Genomic DNA, 19,630 nt, shown 5'->3' with positions numbered 1-19,630 from the left:
TTCGGCCCGCCGAACACGAGGCCCGGTGCTATTCGGCCCGCCGAACACGAAGCCAACTACTGCGCTCAACACCCGCCCCAACCGGCAGTTGGACTTGCCCCTTCAACCCTGTTGATCACTCAGCGAATGACTACCAACGGGTCCGGTCACCAATTCCCGACCGACCGAGCCCTTTTGATGCTTACACGTGTCGTCGTGACCGTCGTTTTGTGGGCCTCCCACACCCAAGTCGGTTTTCATCCTGCTAAATTGGCGCCCGCGTCTCCGAAGCGAAGTCGGGCGAATCCCGCAGTCTCACGGAGGCGGAAACCCCCCTATGCCTTCACCAAGGCCTTCTTCGGGTGCCCGGAAACCGCTGCGGACGAGTTTCGCTGCTTCCAACCACCTCTCACGCCAATGCTTTTCGGCATCCAACCCCCAACAACTGGAAAGCCTACGTAAGTTATGAGATCCCTTCAGCGTTTCGGCCCCCCGCTGGCCATCTCCGCCATGGCGATCGTGCTGAGCACGCCCGGACTTGCCGCCGCCGACGAGGCGGCCAACGGCAAGGACACCACGTACTACATCTCGCTCGGCGACTCCATGACCACCGGCTACCAGCCGGACGTCGACAAGGACACCGACCTCGCCTACACCGACCAGCTGTACGCGCAGCTCAAGCAGCGCACCCCCGGACTGAAGCACATACGTCTCGGCTGCACGGCTGAGACCACCGAGTCCCTGATCAACGGCGGAAAGTGCGACTACCCGAACGCGAAGTCCCAACTGGACGCCGCCCTGAAGGCCATGGCCGAGCACAACGGCAAGGTCGCCTACGTCACCCTCAGCGTGGGTGCCAACGACATCCTGCTCAACTGCGTCAGCCCGGCCGGCACCCTCGACGCGGCATGCCTGAACAGCTCGAGCCAGACCATGGCGAAGAACCTCGCCCAGATCGCGGGCACGCTCCGCAAGGCGGGCACGGAGAACACCCAGTTCGTGGGCTCGACGTACCACAACCCGTTCCTGGGGGCCTGGCTGCAGGGCGCCGCGGGGCAGCAGGCCGCCAAGGAGTCGGCACCCCTGCTCGCGGCCGCCAACAGCGGGATCACCCAGGTGTACAAGTCCACCGGCTTCAAGGTGGCGGACGTGGCCGGGGTCTTCTCCTCCGACGACTTCACCACCATGGTGAACGTGCCCGGCGCGGGTGAGGTGCCGGCGAACGTGGCCAAGATCTGTCAGCTGACCTGGGCGTGCACGAAGAAGGACCCGCACCCCAACGCCGAAGGCCACAAAGTGATCGCAGGTGCCTTCGCGGCGGTGCTCGCCAAGAACGACGCGCCCGGTGAGGACGCGTCCCCGACCCCGTCCCCGTCCCCGAGCGAGTCGGCTACGCCCGAGCCCGGCGAGGACACGGGGGCGAACGACCCGACCACGAACGGTGATCTCGCCGAGACCGGCGGGTCGAGCAGCACTCCCGTTCTCGCGGGTGCGGGCCTCGCGGTCGTGGCGGTCGGCACCGCCGCGGTCTACTTCGCGCGCAGGCGCCGTACGAGCGAGGAGAGCTGACGGATAGTCAGTAAAGCCGACTCAGGCAGCAGGCCGCTCGCGGAGTCGCGGGCGGCCTGTTCGGCTCGGCCACGGAGGGCCGGGGTGCAGACCCGGCCGCTCCGGGACGGTTCCCACCCCGCTGCCGTCCGCGTCGCGGCGCCGGAGCGGACGAACGGCAAGCGGGCCCCCGGCGAGACAGAGAGGAACCCCAGGCGACGCGCGGCTGGGGTTCCTCGAGGCGGTGAGGGGAGGGCGGGTCAGCGCTGCAGGGTGAGCAGGGCCGGCCGGTACGGCAGCAACAGGTAGTCGGTGCCGTCCGATGCGGGGTTCCTGCCCTGGTAGAGGAACTGCAGGTTGCAGGGGTCGATGGTCTTGGTCTGGTCGGGGTTGTTGCGGACCAGGTCACCGTGGCTGATGTCGTTGGTCCACGTCGCGTTGGCGTTGGCCTTGCCCGCGAAGGGGGCGCTCTCGCTGCCGGCCTGGACGGTCCACGAACCGTTCAGGCTGGAGGCGGTGAAGGACCGGAAGAAGCGCCCGTTCCTACCCTTCGCCTCAACGATCATGAGGTACTGGTTCTGGCCCTGGACCTTGTAGACCTCCGGCGCCTCGAACAGGTTGTCCTCCGTGTCGCTCATGACCGTCGTGTACGACGAGCCGAAGCTGCTGGGGAAGTTCCCAAGCGGCATGGTCGACTTGAAGATGCTGCCCTTGTCATTGGCGAAGAACAGGTACATGTTCTGGTCGTCGGCGATCAGGGTCGGGTCGATCGGGCCGCCGACGGGGAGGCTGCCGGTGAACAGCGGCTGCGGCGCGGACCAGCTGGTGGGGTCGGTCGGGTCGGTGGACGTGCGGTAGGTGAAGGCCCAGCCGGTGTCCCACCCGTTCGCGGCCATCACCCAGATGTTCTTGGTCGCCAAGTAGAACAGCGTGGGCGCGATGGGGGCTCCGCTCACTGCGGTCTGGGGGGCCGTCGCCATGTCCGACCAGTTGGTGAAGGGACGGAACCCCGTCGCGCGCCACCCGGATGCGCTCGCGGTGGTCGCGTAGACCAGGTGCTGGCCGTTGTACGTCACGGTGGTGAAGTCCTTCAACGCGGCCGACCCGTTCGCCGGCTCCGCCAGCGGACCCGTCGAGGTCCAGCGGTACGTCGACGGAAGAGCACACGTGGTCGGCGTCCCGGAGAGACCTGTCCACTTCTGGTTGTTGCCGCCGTTGCAGTTCCAGAGCTGCACCGCCGTGCCGTTGGCCGTGGCGCCGCCGCTGACGTCCAGGCACAGCCCGGACTCCACGGCGACGATCGTGCCGTCGGCGTTCGCCCGCCACTGCTGGTTGGTACCGCCGTTGCAGGACCAGATCACCGGCCGGGTACCGGCCGTGTTGGCGTGACCCGGAACATCCAGGCACTTGTTGCCGTACACGGTGAGCTGGTTGTTGTCCGTCAGCGTCCACTGCTGGTTGGTCCCGCCGTGGCAGTCCCAGATCTGCACGTTCGTGCCGTCGGTCTGGTTGGCGCCCGGCACATCGAGACACCGGCCGGAAGCGACACCGCGCACGGCGCTGGTGGTGGCCGCCTGAGCCGGGCCGGTGACGAGCATCGCCGCCAACGCGGCCAGGGCCGCAACCGAGGCGGCGAGCACCGCAGACGGATGTCTGCGGCTGAAACTGCGTCTGCGCATAAGGACCTCGTCATCCTTGAGCAAGCGGCTCCGGCCTGCCCCGTCGGAGGCTGCTCGGATGCCGGTGTGGTGCGGCCCTGGCATGTTCGCTATGTCGAACAAGGGTCGAAGTGTCGATCAACTGGATCATAAGGTTCCGGTGAAAGGCGTCAATACCTCTCACAGGATTCGCGAGCCGGAACATGCGTGGGCTGAAACCAGGCGGGGCGAAGACGATGACGGCCAAGGCGTACCGGCTCCTCAAGGCCATCACGGAGACCGCCGTGGACGAGAGCTGAGTCGAGCCGGGCCCTGACGGTCTGCTCTTTCGTCGGCGAGAAGGGGGCGCCCTTCCGGCGCAGCACCTTCAGGCGGAAGCGGCGGAAGCGGCGGAAGCGGCGCAAGGCGCGGGGGCACGCTGGGGGCACGGCGTGGGAGTTCCCAAGGGTGCTCGAAAAAGTACGGCCGTCCGATTGCGGAGTGGAAGGAAGGGATCCGCGCCTCGCCGCTCACCAGGTACATGGACCTGGTCTCCTGGCTCAAGAGCGAACGCGGCCTGGGGCACGGCCACGCCAACGCGCTCGTGGCTCACACGCTTGCCGAGAACGCCGGCAGGTGAACCGCCTCGCCTGCTCTGCGCGACTACACGGAAGGCGTCGGTGCCTGCGGCCGCGGCGCCCTCGTTCAGTGCGGCGGCCGTTTGCGCAGCTTGCCGAACAGCCGCTTGGCCTCGCTCCTCGTCCTCGGGTCGGACGCCATCCGCTTGCCCCGAGCCACCAGACGGCGCCCCTCCGGGCTGCGCCCGAACGCCCTGATCCGATTCATCAGACCGGCCATGTTTGTTCTCTCCCAAGACTCGACAACGAACCGGTAAGGGCTCCTACCCATCGGAGTAGCGGGACACGCGAGAGCCCGCCGCCCGTGCTATTCGACCTCCACCCAGTCGAGACTGCGTTCCACCGCCTTCTTCCATCCCGCGTAGCCCTTCTCCCGCTGCTCATCACTCCACTGCGGCTCCCACCGCTTCGACTCGTGCCAGTGCAGGCGCAGTTCGTCGGTGCTCTCCCAGAAGCCGGTGGCGAGCCCCGCCGCGTAGGCGGCGCCGAGCGCGGTGGTCTCGGCGACGACCGGGCGGCTGACCGGTACGCCGAGGATGTCGGCCTGGATCTGCATGCACAGGTCGTTGGCGGTGACACCGCCGTCGACCCGCAGCACGTCGAGTGTCACACCGGAGTCCTGCTCCATCGCATCGGCCACGTCGCGGCTCTGGTAGCAGATTGCCTCCAGGGTCGCCCGGGCGAGGTGTGCGTTGGTGTGGAATCTGGCGAGACCGACGATCGCGCCCCGGGCGTCGGAACGCCAGTACGGCGCGAACAGGCCGGAGAAGGCCGGTACGAAGTAGATGCCGCCGCTGTCCTCCACCTGCCGGGCCAGTGTCTCGACCTCGGAGGAGGAGGAGATGATCCGCATCTGGTCGCGGAGCCACTGCACGGCGGACCCGGTGACCGCCATGGACCCCTCCAGCGCGTACACCGCCGGGGCGTCCCCGAACTGGTACGCCACCGTGGTCAGCAGGCCACTGCTGGACCGGACGATCTCCGTGCCCGTGTTGAGGACCAGGAAGTTGCCGGTGCCGTAGGTGTTCTTGGCCTCGCCCGGGCGGAAGCAGACCTGGCCGACTGTGGCCGCTTGCTGGTCTCCGAGGACCCCCGTGACGGGTACGGCGGTGCGCAGCGGACGGCTGGTGCGGGTGGCCCCGAACGCCTCCGGGTGCGAGGACGGGTTGATGGCCGGAAGCATGGCGCGCGGTACGCCGAAGACGTCGAGCAGTTCGTCGTCCCAGTCGAGGGTCTCGAGATTCATCAGCATGGTGCGGCTGGCGTTGGTGACGTCCGTGGCGTGGATGCCGCCGTTCGGACCGCCGGTGAGGTTCCACAGCACCCAGGCGTCCGTGTTCCCGAAGAGGGCCCGGCCGTCCTCGGCGGCCTCCCGGACCCCGTCGACGTTCTCCAGGATCCACTTGATCTTGCCGCCGGAGAAGTACGTCGCCGGTGGCAGCCCTGTCTTGCGCCGGATGAGGTCGCCGTGCTCCCGCTCCAGCGCCGCGGCGATCGAATCGGTGCGGGTGTCCTGCCAGACGATGGCGTTGTAGTACGGCTGACCCGTGCTGGGATCCCAGATGACCGTGGTCTCTCGCTGGTTGGTGATCCCGATGGCCGCGAGGTCGGCGGCGGACAGGTCGCCCTGGCGGAGGGCGTTCTGCATCGTGGAGTTCGTACGTTCCCAGATCTCCACGGGGTCGTGCTCGACCCAACCCGAGCGGGGGAAGATCTGCTCGTGTTCGAGCTGGTGGCGTGCGACCTCGTTGCCGTCGTGGTCGAAGATCATGAAGCGGGTGCTGGTGGTGCCTTGGTCCACCGCACCGACGAATTCGGGCATGGTCTTCCCTCTCACTCGTCCGGCGCGGGCACCCGGCCGGGTTCCTGCTCGGTGACCGGCAGGTGCGGGCTGATCAACAGGCGGTAGAGCAGCGCACCGACCAGGCCGCCGATCAGGGGTCCGACGATCGGCACCCAGAAGTAGAGGTCGCCGTACTGATCACGCCAAGCGCCTCCGTAGCCGGTGAGGAACGCGGCCAACCGGGGTCCGAGGTCACGGGCCGGGTTGATCGCGTAGCCCGCGTTGGTTCCCCAAGCCATGCCGATGGCGACGACGATGAGGCCGATGATGAACGGGGCCATGTTCGCGCCCGGCGGCGTGTTCAGCAGGTCGGTGACCGCGAAGATCAGCAGCACCAGGAGTGCGGTGCCGATGATCTGGTCACGGAAGGCCCCCAGCTGGCTGATCGGAAGGCCGCCGTTGCCCGGCAGGGTGGAGAAGACGATCTCCGTCTTGTCCGTGTGCCCGGGGTCGGCCTTGGCCAGCACTTCGGTGTAGTTCCAGCGCACCAGCAGGGCGGCCACGAAGGCGCCCGCTGTCTGGGCCAGCGCATACGGCAGGACCTTGCTCCAAGGGAAGCCCTTGAAGGCCGCGAGCGCGAGGGTGACCGCGGGGTTGAGGTGGGCGCCACTGACCCGCGCCGCCACGTAGACGCCGAGGACGACGCCGAGGCCCCAGGCCCACGCGATGCTGTCGTGGTCGCCCAGGCCGCCGTCGGTCAGCGCACCACCGGCGACGACCTGCGCGACGACACCGCAGCCGAACAGAAGGAGGATCATGGTGCCGGCGAACTCGGCCGAAAGCTCACCGACGAGACGTGCCTTGGATGTGGTTTCCGGCATGTTCCGATCGTCGGCGGCGCGGATGCGAGCGGCATCGCAGGCGGTCCGATCGGGTGAGCCGTCGCCCGGAACGCGGGGCCCGGAGGCGGAACGGGCCGGTCAGGCTTCGGGGCGGCGTCCTCGGTACGGCCCTCGGAGAACTCACCACATCCGCCGCCGGCGGAAACGCGGCACGAGCAAGCTGTCGTCTACGCCCGGCCCTCGAAACCCCCAGGTCCATGACCTGGGGGTTTCTGCTGGAGCGGGTGACGAGAATCGAACTCGCGCTCTCAGCTTGGGAAGCGACGGCGCTTGGGCGGTGCTATCGCACGCTGTGATCAGTGAACAACCGTCACGTGCACGGGCGTTGGCGTACCGACAGACCAACTCCCCCTGGTTGCACGTGTCTTGTTGTGCGGAAGGGGCGGGAGTTGTGCGAATGCTGTGCGAGGGGGTGACAGGGTGATCGGACGTGTTGCATTTGGTGCGTCGGGGGAGCCCGGGGCCCGTGGGGTTCTCGGGGCACTGACCATGAGGAGGAACAGAAGTGATCCATGTCTCGCGCGTGACGGCCGCCGTGGCAGCGGCCCTCGCGCTGGCGCTCGCGTCACCGGGGGCGGCGCAGGCCGCGCCGGAACCGGCGCCCGGGCGGCCGTCCGCCCCCGCGTCCCCAGGGCTTCCCGAGGGCTGGCTGACCACCGGCTCCGGGGAGTCCGCGGAGCTGGTGTGGCGCTCGCCCGAGAAGGTGCCGGTGGGCGACGCCCAGATCGAATTCCGCAGCGGGGAACGCCTGTTGGGAACCCCCAGACCCGCCGCCGACGGACGCACCTTCCGGCTTCCGCTCGACGGGGTGCGCCTCGGCAGGACCGACGACCTGCGGGTCGAGGCCGCGGGACGCCGGCTGGACGCGGCCGGAGCGAAGGCCGACGCACGTGCGCGCCGCGAGCTGGACAGCTCGCCGGATCCCTCGCGCCTGCCCCAGGCGGCGACCGTGAACAAGGTCGACCCCGGCGTGCCCGGCTCGTTCCGCACGACCAGCGGCGAGTACTCCCTGCCGTCGGTCCATCTCCCCGGCTACGACACCGACGTGGAGATGAAGGCCGTGGTCGTCGCGCCGGAGGGCGCCACAGGCAGCCGCCCGCTGGCACTGTTCCTCCACGGGCGCCACGCCACCTGCTTCAAGGGCGACGACCTGACCCTGGAGTGGCCCTGCCCGGCCGGCCACGAGCCGGTGCCGAGCTACCGCGGTTACCTGCACGACCAGCAACTCCTCGCCTCCCAGGGCTATGTGACGGTCTCGATCTCGGCCAACTCCGTCAACGCCCAGGACTGGCAGGCCGACGACGCCGGCGCCCAGGCCCGCTCCTCGCTGATACGGCTGCACCTGGCCCACTGGGCGGACTGGGCCGCCGACCCCTCCACGGCCCCCGACGTCGTACGACGGGCGCCCCGCGCCGACCTCGGCCGGGTGCTGCTGGTGGGCCACTCCCGTGGCGGTGAGGGCGCCGACAGGGCCGCGCTGGACAGCCTCACCCCGCCGCCCGCCGACCAGGACGGCTACCACGGCGAGACCCGCTGGACGATACGCGGAACCGTCCTCATAGGCCCCACGATCTTCGGCCAGAACCCCGCCCCCGACGTTCCGTCCGTGACGATCCTGCCGGGCTGCGACGGAGACGTCATCGACCTGCAGGGCGAGTACTACGTCGACGGCACCCGGGGGGTCAGCCGCGGCAAGGCCCTGCACAGCGCGGTCTACATGACCGGCGCGAACCACAACTACTTCAACAGCGAGTGGACCCCCGGCCAGGCCACGGCACCGGCCGACGACGACTTCTCCTACGGCGGCGACGAGCACGACCCCGTGTGCTCGCCGGGCACCGCCACCCGGCTCACCGCCGAGCAGCAGCAGAAGGCGGGCTCGACGTACATAGCCACCGCGGCCCGGCTGTTCGTCGCCGGTGACGACCGGGCCCGCCCGCTGCTCGACGGGTCCCCCGCCCGTGCCGCCTCCGCAGGACCCGCCCGCGTCCTCACCCACGCCGTCGGCGCCGCCCGCTCGGGCGCGTTCCTCCCCGCTCCCTCCGCCACGGTCGGCGGCGGCCGGCTGTGCGCCCAGGTGGACCCGGACCCGAACGTCTCCTGCCTGGACCCCGAACTCACCACCGCTTCCCCGCACTTCACCCAGTGGCGCAGGGTGACACCCGGCAAGGAGCCGGACCGGTACGCGCTGGCCATGAACTGGAGCCGCGCCGGCACCGCCACCGAACTCAGCCCCGCCCGCCCGGTCTCCCTGTCCGGCGCGAAGGCGCTGAGCCTGCGCGTGATCGTCCCGCCGAACACCACCGGCACCGAGCTGGACGTCGCCCTCACCGACACCTCCGGCGAGCGGGCGGACCTCGGCCGGGTCCGCGTCGACGGCCTGCCGGGCACCTCCCGCACCTCCTCCTACTGGGCGCGTGAGGTCCGCGTACCGCTGTCCGCCGAGACCCGGGAGCGCCTCGACCTCGGCCACGTCAAGACCCTGCGCCTGACCCCTCGTACCGCATCCGGGACGGCATGGCTGATGGACGCCCACGGCTGGCGCCCCGGCACCCCCGTCGTCGAGCCCGCGCGGCTGGCGCGCGTGGACGTCGGCCACCTGACCGTCAAGGAAGGCGACTCCGGCACGCGCACCTACCAGGTGCCGGTACAGGTCTCCGGGTCGGGCAGCGGCGAGGTCCGGCTCTTCGTGGACGAGCCGGGCAGCGACCACCCGGTCGCGCGCACGGTGAAGGTCCGGCCGGGCGCCCGCGTCGACGTGCCGGTGACGGTCGAGGGCAACACCCGCTACGGCTCCGACGATCCCCACCGGGTGGCCGTCAAGGCCGTACGCGGCGCGGTGGTCGGCTCCTACCTGGGCGGCGTCACCGCGCAGAACGACGACCCCCAGCCCGCGGTGACCGTGACACCGGTCGCCGACCAGGTCATCGAGGGCCGACCACTGGTCTGGCGGATCAGCCTCTCCGAGGCCGCCGACGTCGTCATGTGGACGGACCTGCAGATGCTGCCCGTCTCCGCCGGCACCGAACTGTCCACCAAGGACGTCCCCGCGACGTGGCTGGACGAGACCTTCGGGGCCTCGCCGGATCCCGAGCGCCCCCTGTCCGCACTGCCGGACGGCGCGCTGCTCATGTCCGAAGTGCCCGCGGGCGGCCTGAGCGTCGACGTGTCCGTGCCCACCGTCACCGATCAACTGAGCGAGGACACGGAGTCGCTGCGCCTGCGCCTGTGGACCTACGACGCCGACGGAGCACCGGTCGAGGGCCCGGAGTTCACCGGCACGGTACGTGACGCCGCCTAGCGGAGCGCCCGTCCCGTACGAGGCTCCATGAGGTGCCGTCGGCCCTCCCGCCCCCCGCGGGAAGGCCGACGGCACCGTCACGCTGCCCACCGCCCGACGGCGGGGCGGTCTCCGCGTGGAGCAGGCGGTTGTGCCGTCGGACGTGAGGGGGCGGCCACGTCAAAGGAGCGGCAAAAAGGAAGGGCGACGGTGCCTCTGTCCTGTCGGGCGGGTTACCCGGGTGCGTGGGGAAAAACGAGTCCTGAAGGGACTGAGGAGTCCTGACGGGACTGAGAAGTCCTGACATGACAAAGGAGTCCTGACGGCAGGCGCCCGACGCAAGGAGACCCGATGGCCCCGCCCCGGAATCGCGCACAAGACACCCGCAAGCCAGAGGGAAATGGCCGCACCGGCCGTGAGGGACCGAGCGGTCGCGCGCTGAGCGGCCGCGCGCTGCTCACGGACCCGCTGAGCAACAAGGGCGTCGCCTTCACCCAGGAGGAGCGGGAACGCCACGGCCTGGTCGGGATGCTGCCGCCCGCAGTGCTTTCGCTGGAGCTCCAGGCGCGCCGCGCCTGGGAGCAACTGCGGGCGCAGCCGGACGACTTGGCGAAGAACGTGTACCTGGAGCAGCTCCACGACCGCAATGAGGTCCTCTACTTCCGGCTGCTCCGCGACCACCTCACCGAGCTGCTGCCGATCGTGTACGACCCGACCGTGGGCGAGGCGGTCAAGCGCTACAGCCACGAATACCGGCGGCCGCGCGGTGTCTACCTGTCCATCGACCGCCCCCAGGACATCCGCCCGGCGTTCCAGGTGCTGGGCCTGGGCCCCGACGACGTCGACCTGCTGGTGGCCACCGACGCGGAGCAACTCCTCGGCATCGGCGACTGGGGCGTCGGCGGCATGCAGCTCTCGGTCGGCAAGCTGGCGGTCTACACCGCCGCCGCGGGCATCCACCCGGGGCGGGCCATCCCGGTGATGCTCGACGTCGGCACCGGAAACCAGGCGCTGCTCAACGACCCGCTGTACGTCGGCAACCGTCACAACAGGGTGCGCGGCGAGGCGTACGACGCGTTCGTCGCCGCCTTCGTGGAGGCGGTGGGTGAGCTGTTCCCGCAGGCGCTGCTGCACTGGGAGGACTTCGGCCCCGGCAACGGCCGCCGTATCCTCCAGCAGTACGGCGAGAAGACGTGCACGTTCAACGACGACATGCAGGGCACCGGCGCGATCACGCTGGCCTGCGTCATGAACGCGGCACAAGTCACCGGCACGCCCATGCGGGATCAGCGGATCGTGGTCTTCGGCGCCGGGACGGCGGGCGTGGGCATCGCCGACCAGTTGCGTGACGCCATGGTCCGCGACGGACTGGACCACGAGGAGGCCACCCGCCGCATCTGGTGCGTGGACCGCCAGGGCCTGCTGCGGCAGTCCACCGAGGGACTCCGCGACTACCAGCAGCCGTACGCGCGGCCCGACGACGAGTGGCCCGACGACAGGCCGGCCGACCTGCCGGGCGTGGTGGACCAGGCACGGCCGACCGTGCTGGTGGGAACGTCCACCCAGCACGGGGCTTTCACCGAGGACGTGGTGCGCTCCATGGCCCGCCACGTGGACCGGCCGGTCGTCCTGCCGCTGTCCAACCCCACGGAGAAGATCGAGGCCATGCCGGCGGACGTGCTGCGGTGGACCGACGGCAGGGCCCTGGTCGCCACCGGCATCCCGGTACCTCCGGTGGAGCTGGACGGCACCACGTACGTCATCGGCCAGGCCAACAACGCCCTGCTCTACCCGGGGCTGGGGCTGGGCGCCGTGGTCGCTCGCGCCGAGCGGATCACCGACGGCATGCTCCAGGCCGCGGCGGAGGCCGTCGCCGGCCTCGCCGAACTGTCGGAGCCCGGCGCCGCCCTGCTGCCGGAGGTGGAGAACCTGCGCACCTCTTCGGCCGTGGTCGCCGCGGCCGTCGCCCGCCGCGCGGCCGAGGAGGGCGTCGCCCGGACCCGCCTTGACGACGTGATACAGCAGATCCAGGACGCCATGTGGCAGCCCGAGTACGACTGACAGGAGGAGGCGGCCTATGCCACCTATGTGGGAGGGTCGCCCCAAACCCCCAGGTCTCTGACCCGAGGGCTTCGCATGGAGCGGGTGACGAGAGCGACGGCCACCACGAACTGGACGCTGCGGCCACGACCGCCCGCCCGGTGTGACTCCTTTCGCTTCTGGTCGTGGGCGAGGGTCTGGCCGAAACCAGCACCGAAGAGCAGGGTGTCGTCGAAGAGTTGCTGGGTGGTGAGGTCGGGGAGGGCGGCAGTCCTCACCGTCGACCGACGGGCTTCCGGGCCGTACGTCCCTCCGGCCGCCACAGGACGTTCCGAACGCCTGCCCGACAGCCGCCCGCGCTGACACCAACGTCCTCTGCCGGTAGCCGCTCTCGCAAGGTCACTTGGCCCTCTCCAGCCGAGATGTGACCACGGGCGGGTGTCAACGCCCGTCGGGGAATGGCAGGCTGCGTGCTCCGGCCGCGCGAACCGTCGAAGCGGCTCACCGATAAACAAGCCTCAGGCCGCTGACCTGGGGCTTCAAGAAGAGCCCGGTCGGCCGATCAGGGGGATCACCGCGCCCCGCACGGCGCGCGCTTCGTCGGCTGCGGACCGCTCAGCTCCTCTTCCGCTCCTGTGGTCCGTCCGGGCCGTACAGCTTTGCCGAGGCGTCCACATGGGCCAGCCTCCGCAGCGCGCTGAACACCGCCTCACCCAGGACGGTCCCCACCACCACGGACTCCATCATGCCCTCGACCGCCACCCGCCGGTCCACGTAACGGAGGTCGGCGCGGGCGACCCGCTCGGCTGCGTCGGCGTACTCGTCGAGCACCTCGACGAACGCCCCGTGGCCCAACCGGCCCATGGCGGCAAGGGCCTTGGCCAGGTCGGTGGCGGCGGGGCTCGACTCGTGTGTCCGCCAGCCACGCCGGGCGACGAGGTCGGCGACGACGTCCCGGGCGGCCGCCGACTCGACGTCGTCGTGCTCGACGTCCCCGCTGCTGAGACGGTCCGCGGCCGCGCCGAGCACTTTGTGCAACGGACGTTCCGGGTCGTCGAGGGCCGCCAGTACGTCCGCGATCTCGGCGACCTTCATGCCGCCCACGTCGAGCAGGGCTCGGATCAGCTGCAGCCGACGCTCGTGTGCTTCGCCGTAGCTCGCCTGGTTCGGGCTCGTGAGCTCACCCGGAGGCAGCAGGCCCTCCCGGACGTAGTACTTGATCGTCGGTACCGGCACTCCGGTCCTGCGGCTCAACTCTCCGATGCGCACTGCCGGTTCACCCCTCGGTCTTCATTCTGAGGCCGGTCGACGCTTGCCGACCCGGCCCCCATCATAGATAGTTGGGCTATCGGATAGCGGATAGCGCCGCTATCCGTTCCTGAGGGGGTAGCCACGTTGGTAGCCAAGTTCTCTTCACGTCCGTCCTCCTGGCCCGCGCCGCTGTGGTCGTCGTCGGCGCCGTGGCGGTCGTGGCACCGGCCGTTGGTGCTGTTCTCGGCGGCGATGGCGCTGCTGGCGGTCCTGTCCGCGGTGGGACTCGCCATCGACGACCGCGTCCTGGCGGGTGCGCCCATCTGGTTCAAGCCGTTCAAGTTCTCTGTCTCGTTCGTGGCGTACTGCCTCTCCCTGGCCTGGATGCTGTCGCTTCTCCCCAGCGGACGACGCGTGGGCTGGTGGGCGGGGACAGTCGTCGCGCTGGCGAGCCTCGTTGAAATGGTGATCATCACGGGGCAGGTGGTGCGCGGGAAACGCAGTCACTTCAACCACGAGACACCCTTCGACGAGGCGCTGTTCAACGCCATGGCCGTCACCGTCGTCATCCTGTGGCTCGGCACCCTCGCCGTCGCCGTGCTGCTGCTCCGCGCCCGAATCGCCGACCGGGCATCCGCCTGGGCGATGCGCTCCGGCATCGTCCTGGCGCTGGCCGGGGCCGGCGTCGGCTTCCTGATGACCCAGCCCGCGCCGGGGCAGCGGCGGGGCGTCTCCAAGGTGGTCGGCGCGCACAGCGTGGGCGTGCCGGACGGCGGTCCGTCGATGCCGCTGACCGGCTGGTCGACGACGGGAGGCGATCTACGGATCCCGCACTTCGTCGGTATGCACGCGCTGCAACTCCTGCCGCTGCTGGTCATGGTGCTGACCGCCCTCGGGCCACGCTTCGCCCGCCTTGCCGAGGGCCGGATACGGCTGCGCCTGGTACTGCTCGCCTCAGGGACGTACGGCGCCGCCTTCGCACTGGTCCTCTGGCAGGCGCTGCGAGGCCAGTCGCTGATCCACCCGGACAGCGCGACGCTGGGGGCGGCCGGACTGGTTCTGGCGGCCGGTGCTCTCGGGACGTACGGATCCCTGAGGGCTCCGACCCCCTCTCCACTCACAGCGAATGGCGCGGAAGACGCCGGCGCTTCCAAGGATCTCGCGGCATGACCGAATTCCTCTTCGAGCTCTCCTTCTGGCTCGCCGCGCCGGTATGGCTGCTCATGATCTTCGCGCCGGCGTGGGGTCCGACTGTCCGTATCGCCGGGTCGCCGTGGACCGTGGTGCCTGTCCTGCTGGTCCATCTCGCACTGGCGGTCCCGGTGTTCCCCGAGCTGTGGACCGCGGTCCGCAGCCCGGATCTCGGCACCTTCCGCGATCTGACGGCCCTCGCGGACGGCGCGGGGGCCGTCTGGGCACAGGTCATCGCGTGGGATCTGCTGATCGGACAGTGGATGTACCGGGAGGCCAGGCGATTGAAGATCCCCGCCCTGCTGATGGGACCGCTGCTGATCCTCACGATCCTGCTGTCACCGCTTGGGCTGCTGGTGTTCCTGGGGCTGCGCGCGGCAAGGTCAGGGCAAGCGACCTCGGGTCAGTGACGGGGGGTTGCGGCGGCTCCCTCGGATTCAGCCCGGCTGCGGCATGAGGTTTTCAGCGCATGAGGCTGACCCGGCTTCGGGAATCGGCGAGCCGCGGCAAGTTGCCCGGCTCGTCCATCAGCGGATCTCGCTCCTGGGCCACGCGAGTGACCCAGGGCAGCGCTCGGCTGTACCCCGGCCCAGGTGGGTCACCCCGTCTTCTCCGGCTCCTCGGAACCCGCACCACCGGTCATGACGGTCGTGAAGCCGTCCTTCCACTCGTCGGCGTCCACCGTGAACTCCTCGATGTAGAAGCACTTCGGCTCGTCACGGAAGCCCGGGAGCGGGCGTGCCCGGAGGATGCGCGCCTGAGCCTTGTCGCGGCTCGAGTAGACGCCCAGGAGTTTGACGTCGTCTCCTTCCTCCTCGTCGGCCCAGAAGTCGTCGTCCGCGGTGAAGTGCTGGATCTCCGACCCATCGGCCGGCTCGGCGTGCCTGACATGCCACAGCAGGTAGGCCCGGCTCTGTCCGTCCATCGTGATCACCTCGTGTCTCAAAAGGGAGACCGCAGCCCACTCGACGTGGTCGCCGACGCGGGCCGCGCTCTGCGGTCCGTCGTAATGAGGCTGAGCCGAGCCTTGCGTGTTCTTGCTGCCATGGCGTGCCCGTCGGTCCACTGGGTGAGGACGGTCCGACCCTCCCTCGCGATATATTCGATCATGTACAGTGATACACTGTCTGGTGTATATGGAAGGCGGGGCTCGTGAGCAGAACAGTCATCGATCTCGACGACGACGCCTTGGAAGCCGCAGCGAAGGAGCTGGGCACTTCCACGAAGCGGGACACCATCAACACCGCGCTACGCGAAATCGTGGCCCGCAACCGTCGCCTGCGCGCCCTGCATGAACTGCAGGATCTCGCGGACGAAGGCGCCCTCGATGTCGAACTTCTCCTGGACAAGCGCAACTATCGAGGTGGTTCCGCCCGGTGAGCGTAGCCGACTACCTCATCGATACCTCGGCCCTGGTTCGCGTTCTGCTACGCCAGGCAACCGAAGACTGGGAACAGCGGATGGGTGCAGGACTGATCGCCCTGTGCGACCTGACCGAACTGGAGCTCCTCTACTCCGCACGGTCCGCGAAAGATCGTGAGGCCATCCAGGAACGACTGAACCAGTTCACCTGGTGCCCCATGCCCGACGGCGTCCACCGGCGCGCCCGCGTCGTCCAGCGGGAGCTCACCGCCAAGGGCGAGCACCGCAGTGCCGGAGCCGTCGACCTCCTCGTGGCCGCAGCTGCGGAAGAAGCAGGACTCACGCTGCTGCACTACGACCGCGACTTCGAAACCATCGCCCGCACTACCGGGCAGCCGGTCCGAATGATCGACCTCAAGTAGCCGGTCAGCTCTGAGATCCATCGCATGGTCTCGGCTACTCCAGGCGCCACAGGCGGATCGTTCGGTCCTGAAAGCCGGTGGTGGCCAGGGTGCGGCCGTCGGGGCTCAAGGCGAACTGGCTGATCGCGTCCACCTCCGCAGGAGTCTTGAGGATGGCCCGGCTGTCGTGGGTGGCCGCGTTCCAGACGCGGAAGCCCGCGTAGTCGGCGGTGAGCACGCTCTTGCCGTCCGTGCTGTAGGCGAGGCCGGTGACGGCGACGGAGTGCCCGGTGAGCGGTCTGCCGTTCTCCTTGCCGGTGGCCGCGTCGAAGAAGAACACCTCTGTCCAGTTGGCGGTGACGGCCAGCGTCCGGCTGTCGGGGCTGAACGCCATGGCCTGGACCTCGACGCCGCCGAGATCGTGCGCCTGCCAGGGACGCTGCTTGCGGCTGGTCAGGTCCCACAGCCGTACGCCGTCCGACCCGCTGTCGTCGACGCCGGCGAGCGTTCTGCCGTCCGGGCTGAACACCAGCGTGCCGACGGCGTCCCACTCCAGGGGTTTGCCGTCCTCCCTGAGGGTGGCTGCGTCGTAGAGCTGGATCCCCATGCCCCCCAGGTCACCGTGGGTGACCAGGGTCCTGCCGTCCGGGCTGAAGGCGACCTCCGGGAAGGCAGCGCCCGCCACATCGTCGGACTTGGTGATCTGCCGGCCCCGCGGACGCAGCGTGGCCGCGTCCCAGAACTGCACCCGGTCCCCGCCACCGGTCGCCAACGTCCTGCCGTCGGGGCTGAAGCCCAGGCTCTCGATGAAGACCGTCCCGGAGTACAAGGGCTTTGCCCGCTCCTTGCCGGTGGCCACATGCCACAGCCGCACGTCCCCGTCACTGGAGGCCAGAGATGTGCCGTCAGGGCTGAAGCGGAACGTGACGACCTCGTACTGGTGCCCCTTGAGCGTCGTGAGCAGGCGCAGCCTGGGGTTGGCGGGGATGGTGACAGGCGGGGGTGTGCGGAGCGGGGTGGGGGTGCCCGGTCCCGTACGGGCGGTTCCCTTCCGTTCGTCGTCGTTGTTCCCGTCGTCCGTGCCGCTGAGGAGCGCGATGCCGGTGGGGACGGCGACGGCGGTGGCGGCGACGGCCGCGCCCGCGCCGATGAGCAGGCGACGGCGGGAGGGTGATGACGGGTCCGGCTCGATCACTTTTTGGCGGAGGCGATCGCGTTCGGCCAGCAGCCGGTCGCGTTCGTCCCGGAGCCGGTCGAGGTCCTCGGCCCTTGTTTGCTCGGCCCTTGTTTCCTCGGCCCTTGATTCCTTGGTCTCCCGATCGTCCATGCCTGCCCCTCGTGCCGCGCCTACTCGATCCGCCAGAGACTTATCGACCCGTCTGCCTCTTCGGCCGCCAGGCTCACCCCGTCCGGCGCGAAGGCCACGACCGCGTTCGGCCATGGGGGATCCAGGGGCTTGGCGCGTTGCCGGTGCGTGGCCGCATCCAAGAAACGCATCCTGGGGGTGTCGTAGGCGCCGACTGTGACGACGGTCCTGCCGTCCCCGCTGTACGTGAGCGCGGTGACGCCCCAGTTGTCGTGGGGCACCGGCTTGCCGCGCTCGGCGCCGGCGGCCGCGTCCCAGAACCGTACGACGCCTGGAACTCCGTATTCCGAGACGCCTCCTGAGGCCGTGGCCAGCGTCCGGCCGTCCGGGCTGAACGTCATGTCGGTGATGCCGCCTTCGTGGCTCAGCGCCCGGCCCAGCGGCCTGCGCGACGCCACGTCCCACAACCGCACCGCTCCTTCGCGCACCTCGCTGCTGACGGCAAGCGTCCGGCCGTCCGGGCTGAAGCGCAGTCCGGTGGCGACGCCTTCGTGGTCGGTGAGCGCCCCGCCGACCTGCCTGCGCGACGCCATGTCCCACAGACGGACCTGGCCGTCGGCCACTCCTTCGGTGATGTCCCTTTCGCCCGCGCCACCCGTGGCCAGGGTCTTGCCGTCGGGGCTGAGGGCGACGACGTTGAACATGTCGTGGCTGTACGACAGCGTGAGCGGAGTGCCGCTCGGGCGCCGAGGCGGAATGCTCCAGAACGCCGCCCTGTCCCCGCCGCCGGTGACGAGCGTTCCACCGTCCGGGCTGACCGCTGCGGACAGGAAGATGACGTAGGGCGAGATCAGCGGGGCGCCGAGGGGTTTGAGGGAAGAGACGTCCCACAACTGCAGGTTCCCCACACCGAACTCGCTGGAGACGAGGGTCCGCCCGTCGGGGCTGAACCACAGCCCGCTGACGCCGCCGGCGTGACCCTTGAGGACTCCGAGGCGGCGGAGCCTTGGACGGGTGGGGATGCTCGCCGGGGGGCGGGAACGGGAAGGCGCGACGCCCTTCGGATCATCCTTGGCGTCTTCCTTCGGGGCTTTGCCATCGCCGCGGTCGAGGAGGGCGAAGGCGGCCAAGCCCACGCCGACCACGGCAGCGCCCCCACCAACGAGCAGGCCGCGGCGGGAGACGCCGCGCCCAGGACCCGGCGGCGGACCGGGCGGCGATCCCTTCGCCCGGAGCCTGAGCCGCGCCACCTCCTCGCGGAGGCCATCTACTTCGGCTCGCAACTGCTCGCCCCGTGACGGGTCGTTCTCCACCGCTGGGTGAGCCGCTCGCTCGCCCATGTCACCACTCTCCCCGTGAAACCGGCACGCCGCGTACCCGCCCGCAGTCGTCCCGGCGACGGTAGCCACGGCCGCTCGGGACCGGTCCCCGAACACGGCACGCCGAATCGGGTCCACGCTGCCAGCGCGGTTGCCCCGGAAGATCGGTACCTGGGAAGATTCGACTTCGGGTTCATGGAGATCCTGGGCGTCAAAAGACCAAGCCGATGCAATACAGAAGAACAAGCGGACGTGAGCTGATGAGCGGAATCGAGACGCATGTCCTCTGGCATGCCCGCCACCTCTCAGTGGAGGAGGACGGCCGGATCATCCACCGGGACGCGGACGGAAGCCTGCATCTGGATGAGGAGGAATGGAGGATTCTCGGTATCTATTCCCGCCGGGAGGCGGCCGAGGCCCACCTCGAAAGAGCGCGGCGGCTTCCAGGGTTCTGTGAAGAGCCGGACTGTTTCACCATATCTCCTCTGGAGATCGACGAGGACCTGTGGACCGACGGGTACTTCACCGAGCGTCCGGATGGCTCGACGGAAGACTGATCCCATACACCGTCCGGACCGCACGCTGGCAAGAGGTTGGCATGGAAAAGACCGTACATCTCCTGGTCCACAGGCATCACATGTCGGAAGAAGACCAGGTCACGAGCGACTTCATGGAGGACGGCGAACCGCTCTTCTGGGATGACCGCGACGACAGCTACATGATTATGGGGCTCTATTCCAGCAGGGAACTGGCCGAACAGCGCATCGAGAGCGCGCGACAACTTCCCGGATTCAGCCTGGCCCCCGACGGGTTCTCCATCCACGAGTACACGCTGGACTCCGAGCGCTGGATCAACGGATTTCGCACAAAAGACGGCCACGAATGATCTGATACAAACACTTCGGGGGGTGCGGTGCGTGTTGGGGGGCCACGGCCACCCCAACCAACAGATGAGGACGAGGAAATAGAGCAACGAGACACAACATATAAAGG

The 19,630-nt window shown here is 69.3% G+C and carries 18 protein-coding genes; 10 read left to right on the top strand and 8 right to left on the bottom strand.

Annotation, left to right across the window (positions count from 1 at the left end; all coding sequences use genetic code 11):
• Positions 1–489: 489 nt before the first annotated feature.
• The gene (locus ACWD26_RS39060) at positions 490–1,548 is read left to right on the top strand and encodes a GDSL-type esterase/lipase family protein (RefSeq protein WP_451277717.1); all 1,059 of its coding nucleotides are present in this window, start codon (positions 490–492) and stop codon (positions 1,546–1,548) included.
• A gap of 239 nt (positions 1,549–1,787) precedes the next feature.
• Here the strand turns inward: ACWD26_RS39060 and ACWD26_RS39055 are convergent, their stop codons facing one another.
• Complete coding sequence (locus ACWD26_RS39055) at positions 1,788–3,206, bottom strand: non-reducing end alpha-L-arabinofuranosidase family hydrolase (RefSeq protein ID WP_451277647.1); 1,419 nt, start codon at positions 3,204–3,206, stop codon at positions 1,788–1,790.
• 397 nt (positions 3,207–3,603) lie between these two features.
• On the opposite strand from ACWD26_RS39055, the gene ACWD26_RS39050 reads away from it, so the two are divergent.
• The gene (locus tag ACWD26_RS39050) at positions 3,604–3,804 is read left to right on the top strand and encodes a DUF4287 domain-containing protein (RefSeq protein ID WP_451277715.1); all 201 of its coding nucleotides are present in this window, start codon (positions 3,604–3,606) and stop codon (positions 3,802–3,804) included.
• A gap of 65 nt (positions 3,805–3,869) precedes the next feature.
• Here the strand turns inward: ACWD26_RS39050 and ACWD26_RS39045 are convergent, their stop codons facing one another.
• From ACWD26_RS39045 to ACWD26_RS39035, 3 genes are all read right to left on the bottom strand, one after another.
• A complete protein-coding gene (locus tag ACWD26_RS39045; protein ID WP_451277645.1) occupies positions 3,870–4,022 on the bottom strand; it encodes a hypothetical protein in 153 nt (50 codons plus the stop codon).
• An 87-nt stretch (positions 4,023–4,109) separates the two neighbouring features.
• Positions 4,110–5,624, bottom strand: coding sequence for a glycerol kinase GlpK (glpK, locus tag ACWD26_RS39040; protein ID WP_451277643.1), 1,515 nt, complete (start codon positions 5,622–5,624; stop codon positions 4,110–4,112).
• A gap of 11 nt (positions 5,625–5,635) precedes the next feature.
• Positions 5,636–6,466: an MIP/aquaporin family protein gene (locus ACWD26_RS39035; protein ID WP_451277641.1), complete on the bottom strand. Its 831-nt coding sequence runs from the start codon at positions 6,464–6,466 to the stop codon at positions 5,636–5,638.
• 526 nt (positions 6,467–6,992) lie between these two features.
• Between ACWD26_RS39035 and ACWD26_RS39030 the strand changes: the two genes are divergently transcribed.
• Complete coding sequence (locus ACWD26_RS39030; RefSeq protein WP_451277639.1) at positions 6,993–9,788, top strand: alpha/beta hydrolase family protein; 2,796 nt, start codon at positions 6,993–6,995, stop codon at positions 9,786–9,788.
• Positions 9,789–10,118: 330 nt separating this feature from the next.
• Positions 10,119–11,828, top strand: a complete 1,710-nt coding sequence (locus tag ACWD26_RS39025; protein ID WP_451277637.1) for an NAD-dependent malic enzyme — start codon at positions 10,119–10,121, stop codon at positions 11,826–11,828.
• Between the two features lie 594 nt (positions 11,829–12,422).
• Here the strand turns inward: ACWD26_RS39025 and ACWD26_RS39020 are convergent.
• Positions 12,423–13,076, bottom strand: coding sequence for a MerR family transcriptional regulator (locus ACWD26_RS39020; protein WP_451277635.1), 654 nt, complete (start codon positions 13,074–13,076; stop codon positions 12,423–12,425).
• Positions 13,077–13,310: 234 nt separating this feature from the next.
• Here ACWD26_RS39020 and ACWD26_RS39015 point away from each other — a divergent pair, with 234 nt between their 5' ends.
• Together ACWD26_RS39015 and ACWD26_RS39010 are read left to right on the top strand one after the other, a co-directional pair.
• On the top strand, positions 13,311–14,228 hold the full coding sequence (locus ACWD26_RS39015; protein ID WP_451277713.1) for a hypothetical protein: 918 nt from the start codon (positions 13,311–13,313) through the stop codon (positions 14,226–14,228).
• Entirely contained in the window at positions 14,225–14,659 is a 435-nt protein-coding gene (locus ACWD26_RS39010) for an ABA4-like family protein (RefSeq protein WP_451277633.1), read from the top strand. Before ACWD26_RS39015 ends, ACWD26_RS39010 begins: the two co-directional genes overlap by 4 nt.
• 188 nt (positions 14,660–14,847) lie before the next feature.
• Here ACWD26_RS39010 and ACWD26_RS39005 read toward each other — a convergent pair whose 3' ends face one another.
• Positions 14,848–15,174 (bottom strand): DUF7336 domain-containing protein, encoded by a 327-nt coding sequence (locus tag ACWD26_RS39005; RefSeq protein WP_451277631.1) that lies wholly within the window; start codon positions 15,172–15,174, stop codon positions 14,848–14,850.
• A gap of 227 nt (positions 15,175–15,401) precedes the next feature.
• On the opposite strand from ACWD26_RS39005, the gene ACWD26_RS39000 reads away from it, so the two are divergent.
• Positions 15,402–15,629 (top strand): type II toxin-antitoxin system VapB family antitoxin, encoded by a 228-nt coding sequence (locus ACWD26_RS39000; protein ID WP_151785147.1) that lies wholly within the window; start codon positions 15,402–15,404, stop codon positions 15,627–15,629.
• Positions 15,626–16,033: a PIN domain-containing protein gene (locus tag ACWD26_RS38995; RefSeq protein WP_451277629.1), complete on the top strand. Its 408-nt coding sequence runs from the start codon at positions 15,626–15,628 to the stop codon at positions 16,031–16,033. The genes ACWD26_RS39000 and ACWD26_RS38995 overlap by 4 nt, the downstream gene beginning before the upstream one ends.
• A gap of 34 nt (positions 16,034–16,067) precedes the next feature.
• Here ACWD26_RS38995 and ACWD26_RS38990 read toward each other — a convergent pair whose 3' ends face one another.
• Together ACWD26_RS38990 and ACWD26_RS38985 are read right to left on the bottom strand one after the other, a co-directional pair.
• Entirely contained in the window at positions 16,068–17,339 is a 1,272-nt protein-coding gene (locus ACWD26_RS38990) for a hypothetical protein (RefSeq protein ID WP_451277627.1), read from the bottom strand.
• A 20-nt stretch (positions 17,340–17,359) separates the two neighbouring features.
• Positions 17,360–18,454, bottom strand: coding sequence for a WD40 repeat domain-containing protein (locus ACWD26_RS38985; RefSeq protein WP_451277625.1), 1,095 nt, complete (start codon positions 18,452–18,454; stop codon positions 17,360–17,362).
• Between the two features lie 443 nt (positions 18,455–18,897).
• Here ACWD26_RS38985 and ACWD26_RS38980 point away from each other — a divergent pair, with 443 nt between their 5' ends.
• Both ACWD26_RS38980 and ACWD26_RS38975 read left to right on the top strand, forming a co-directional pair.
• Positions 18,898–19,194, top strand: a complete 297-nt coding sequence (locus tag ACWD26_RS38980) for a DUF7336 domain-containing protein (RefSeq protein ID WP_451277623.1) — start codon at positions 18,898–18,900, stop codon at positions 19,192–19,194.
• A 41-nt stretch (positions 19,195–19,235) separates the two neighbouring features.
• The gene (locus ACWD26_RS38975; RefSeq protein WP_451277621.1) at positions 19,236–19,523 is read left to right on the top strand and encodes a hypothetical protein; all 288 of its coding nucleotides are present in this window, start codon (positions 19,236–19,238) and stop codon (positions 19,521–19,523) included.
• The last annotated feature ends 107 nt before the right edge of the window (positions 19,524–19,630 follow it).

The organism is Streptomyces sp. NPDC002787, from assembly GCF_053592095.1.
This window is presented reverse-complemented; position numbering and strand designations above follow the sequence as displayed.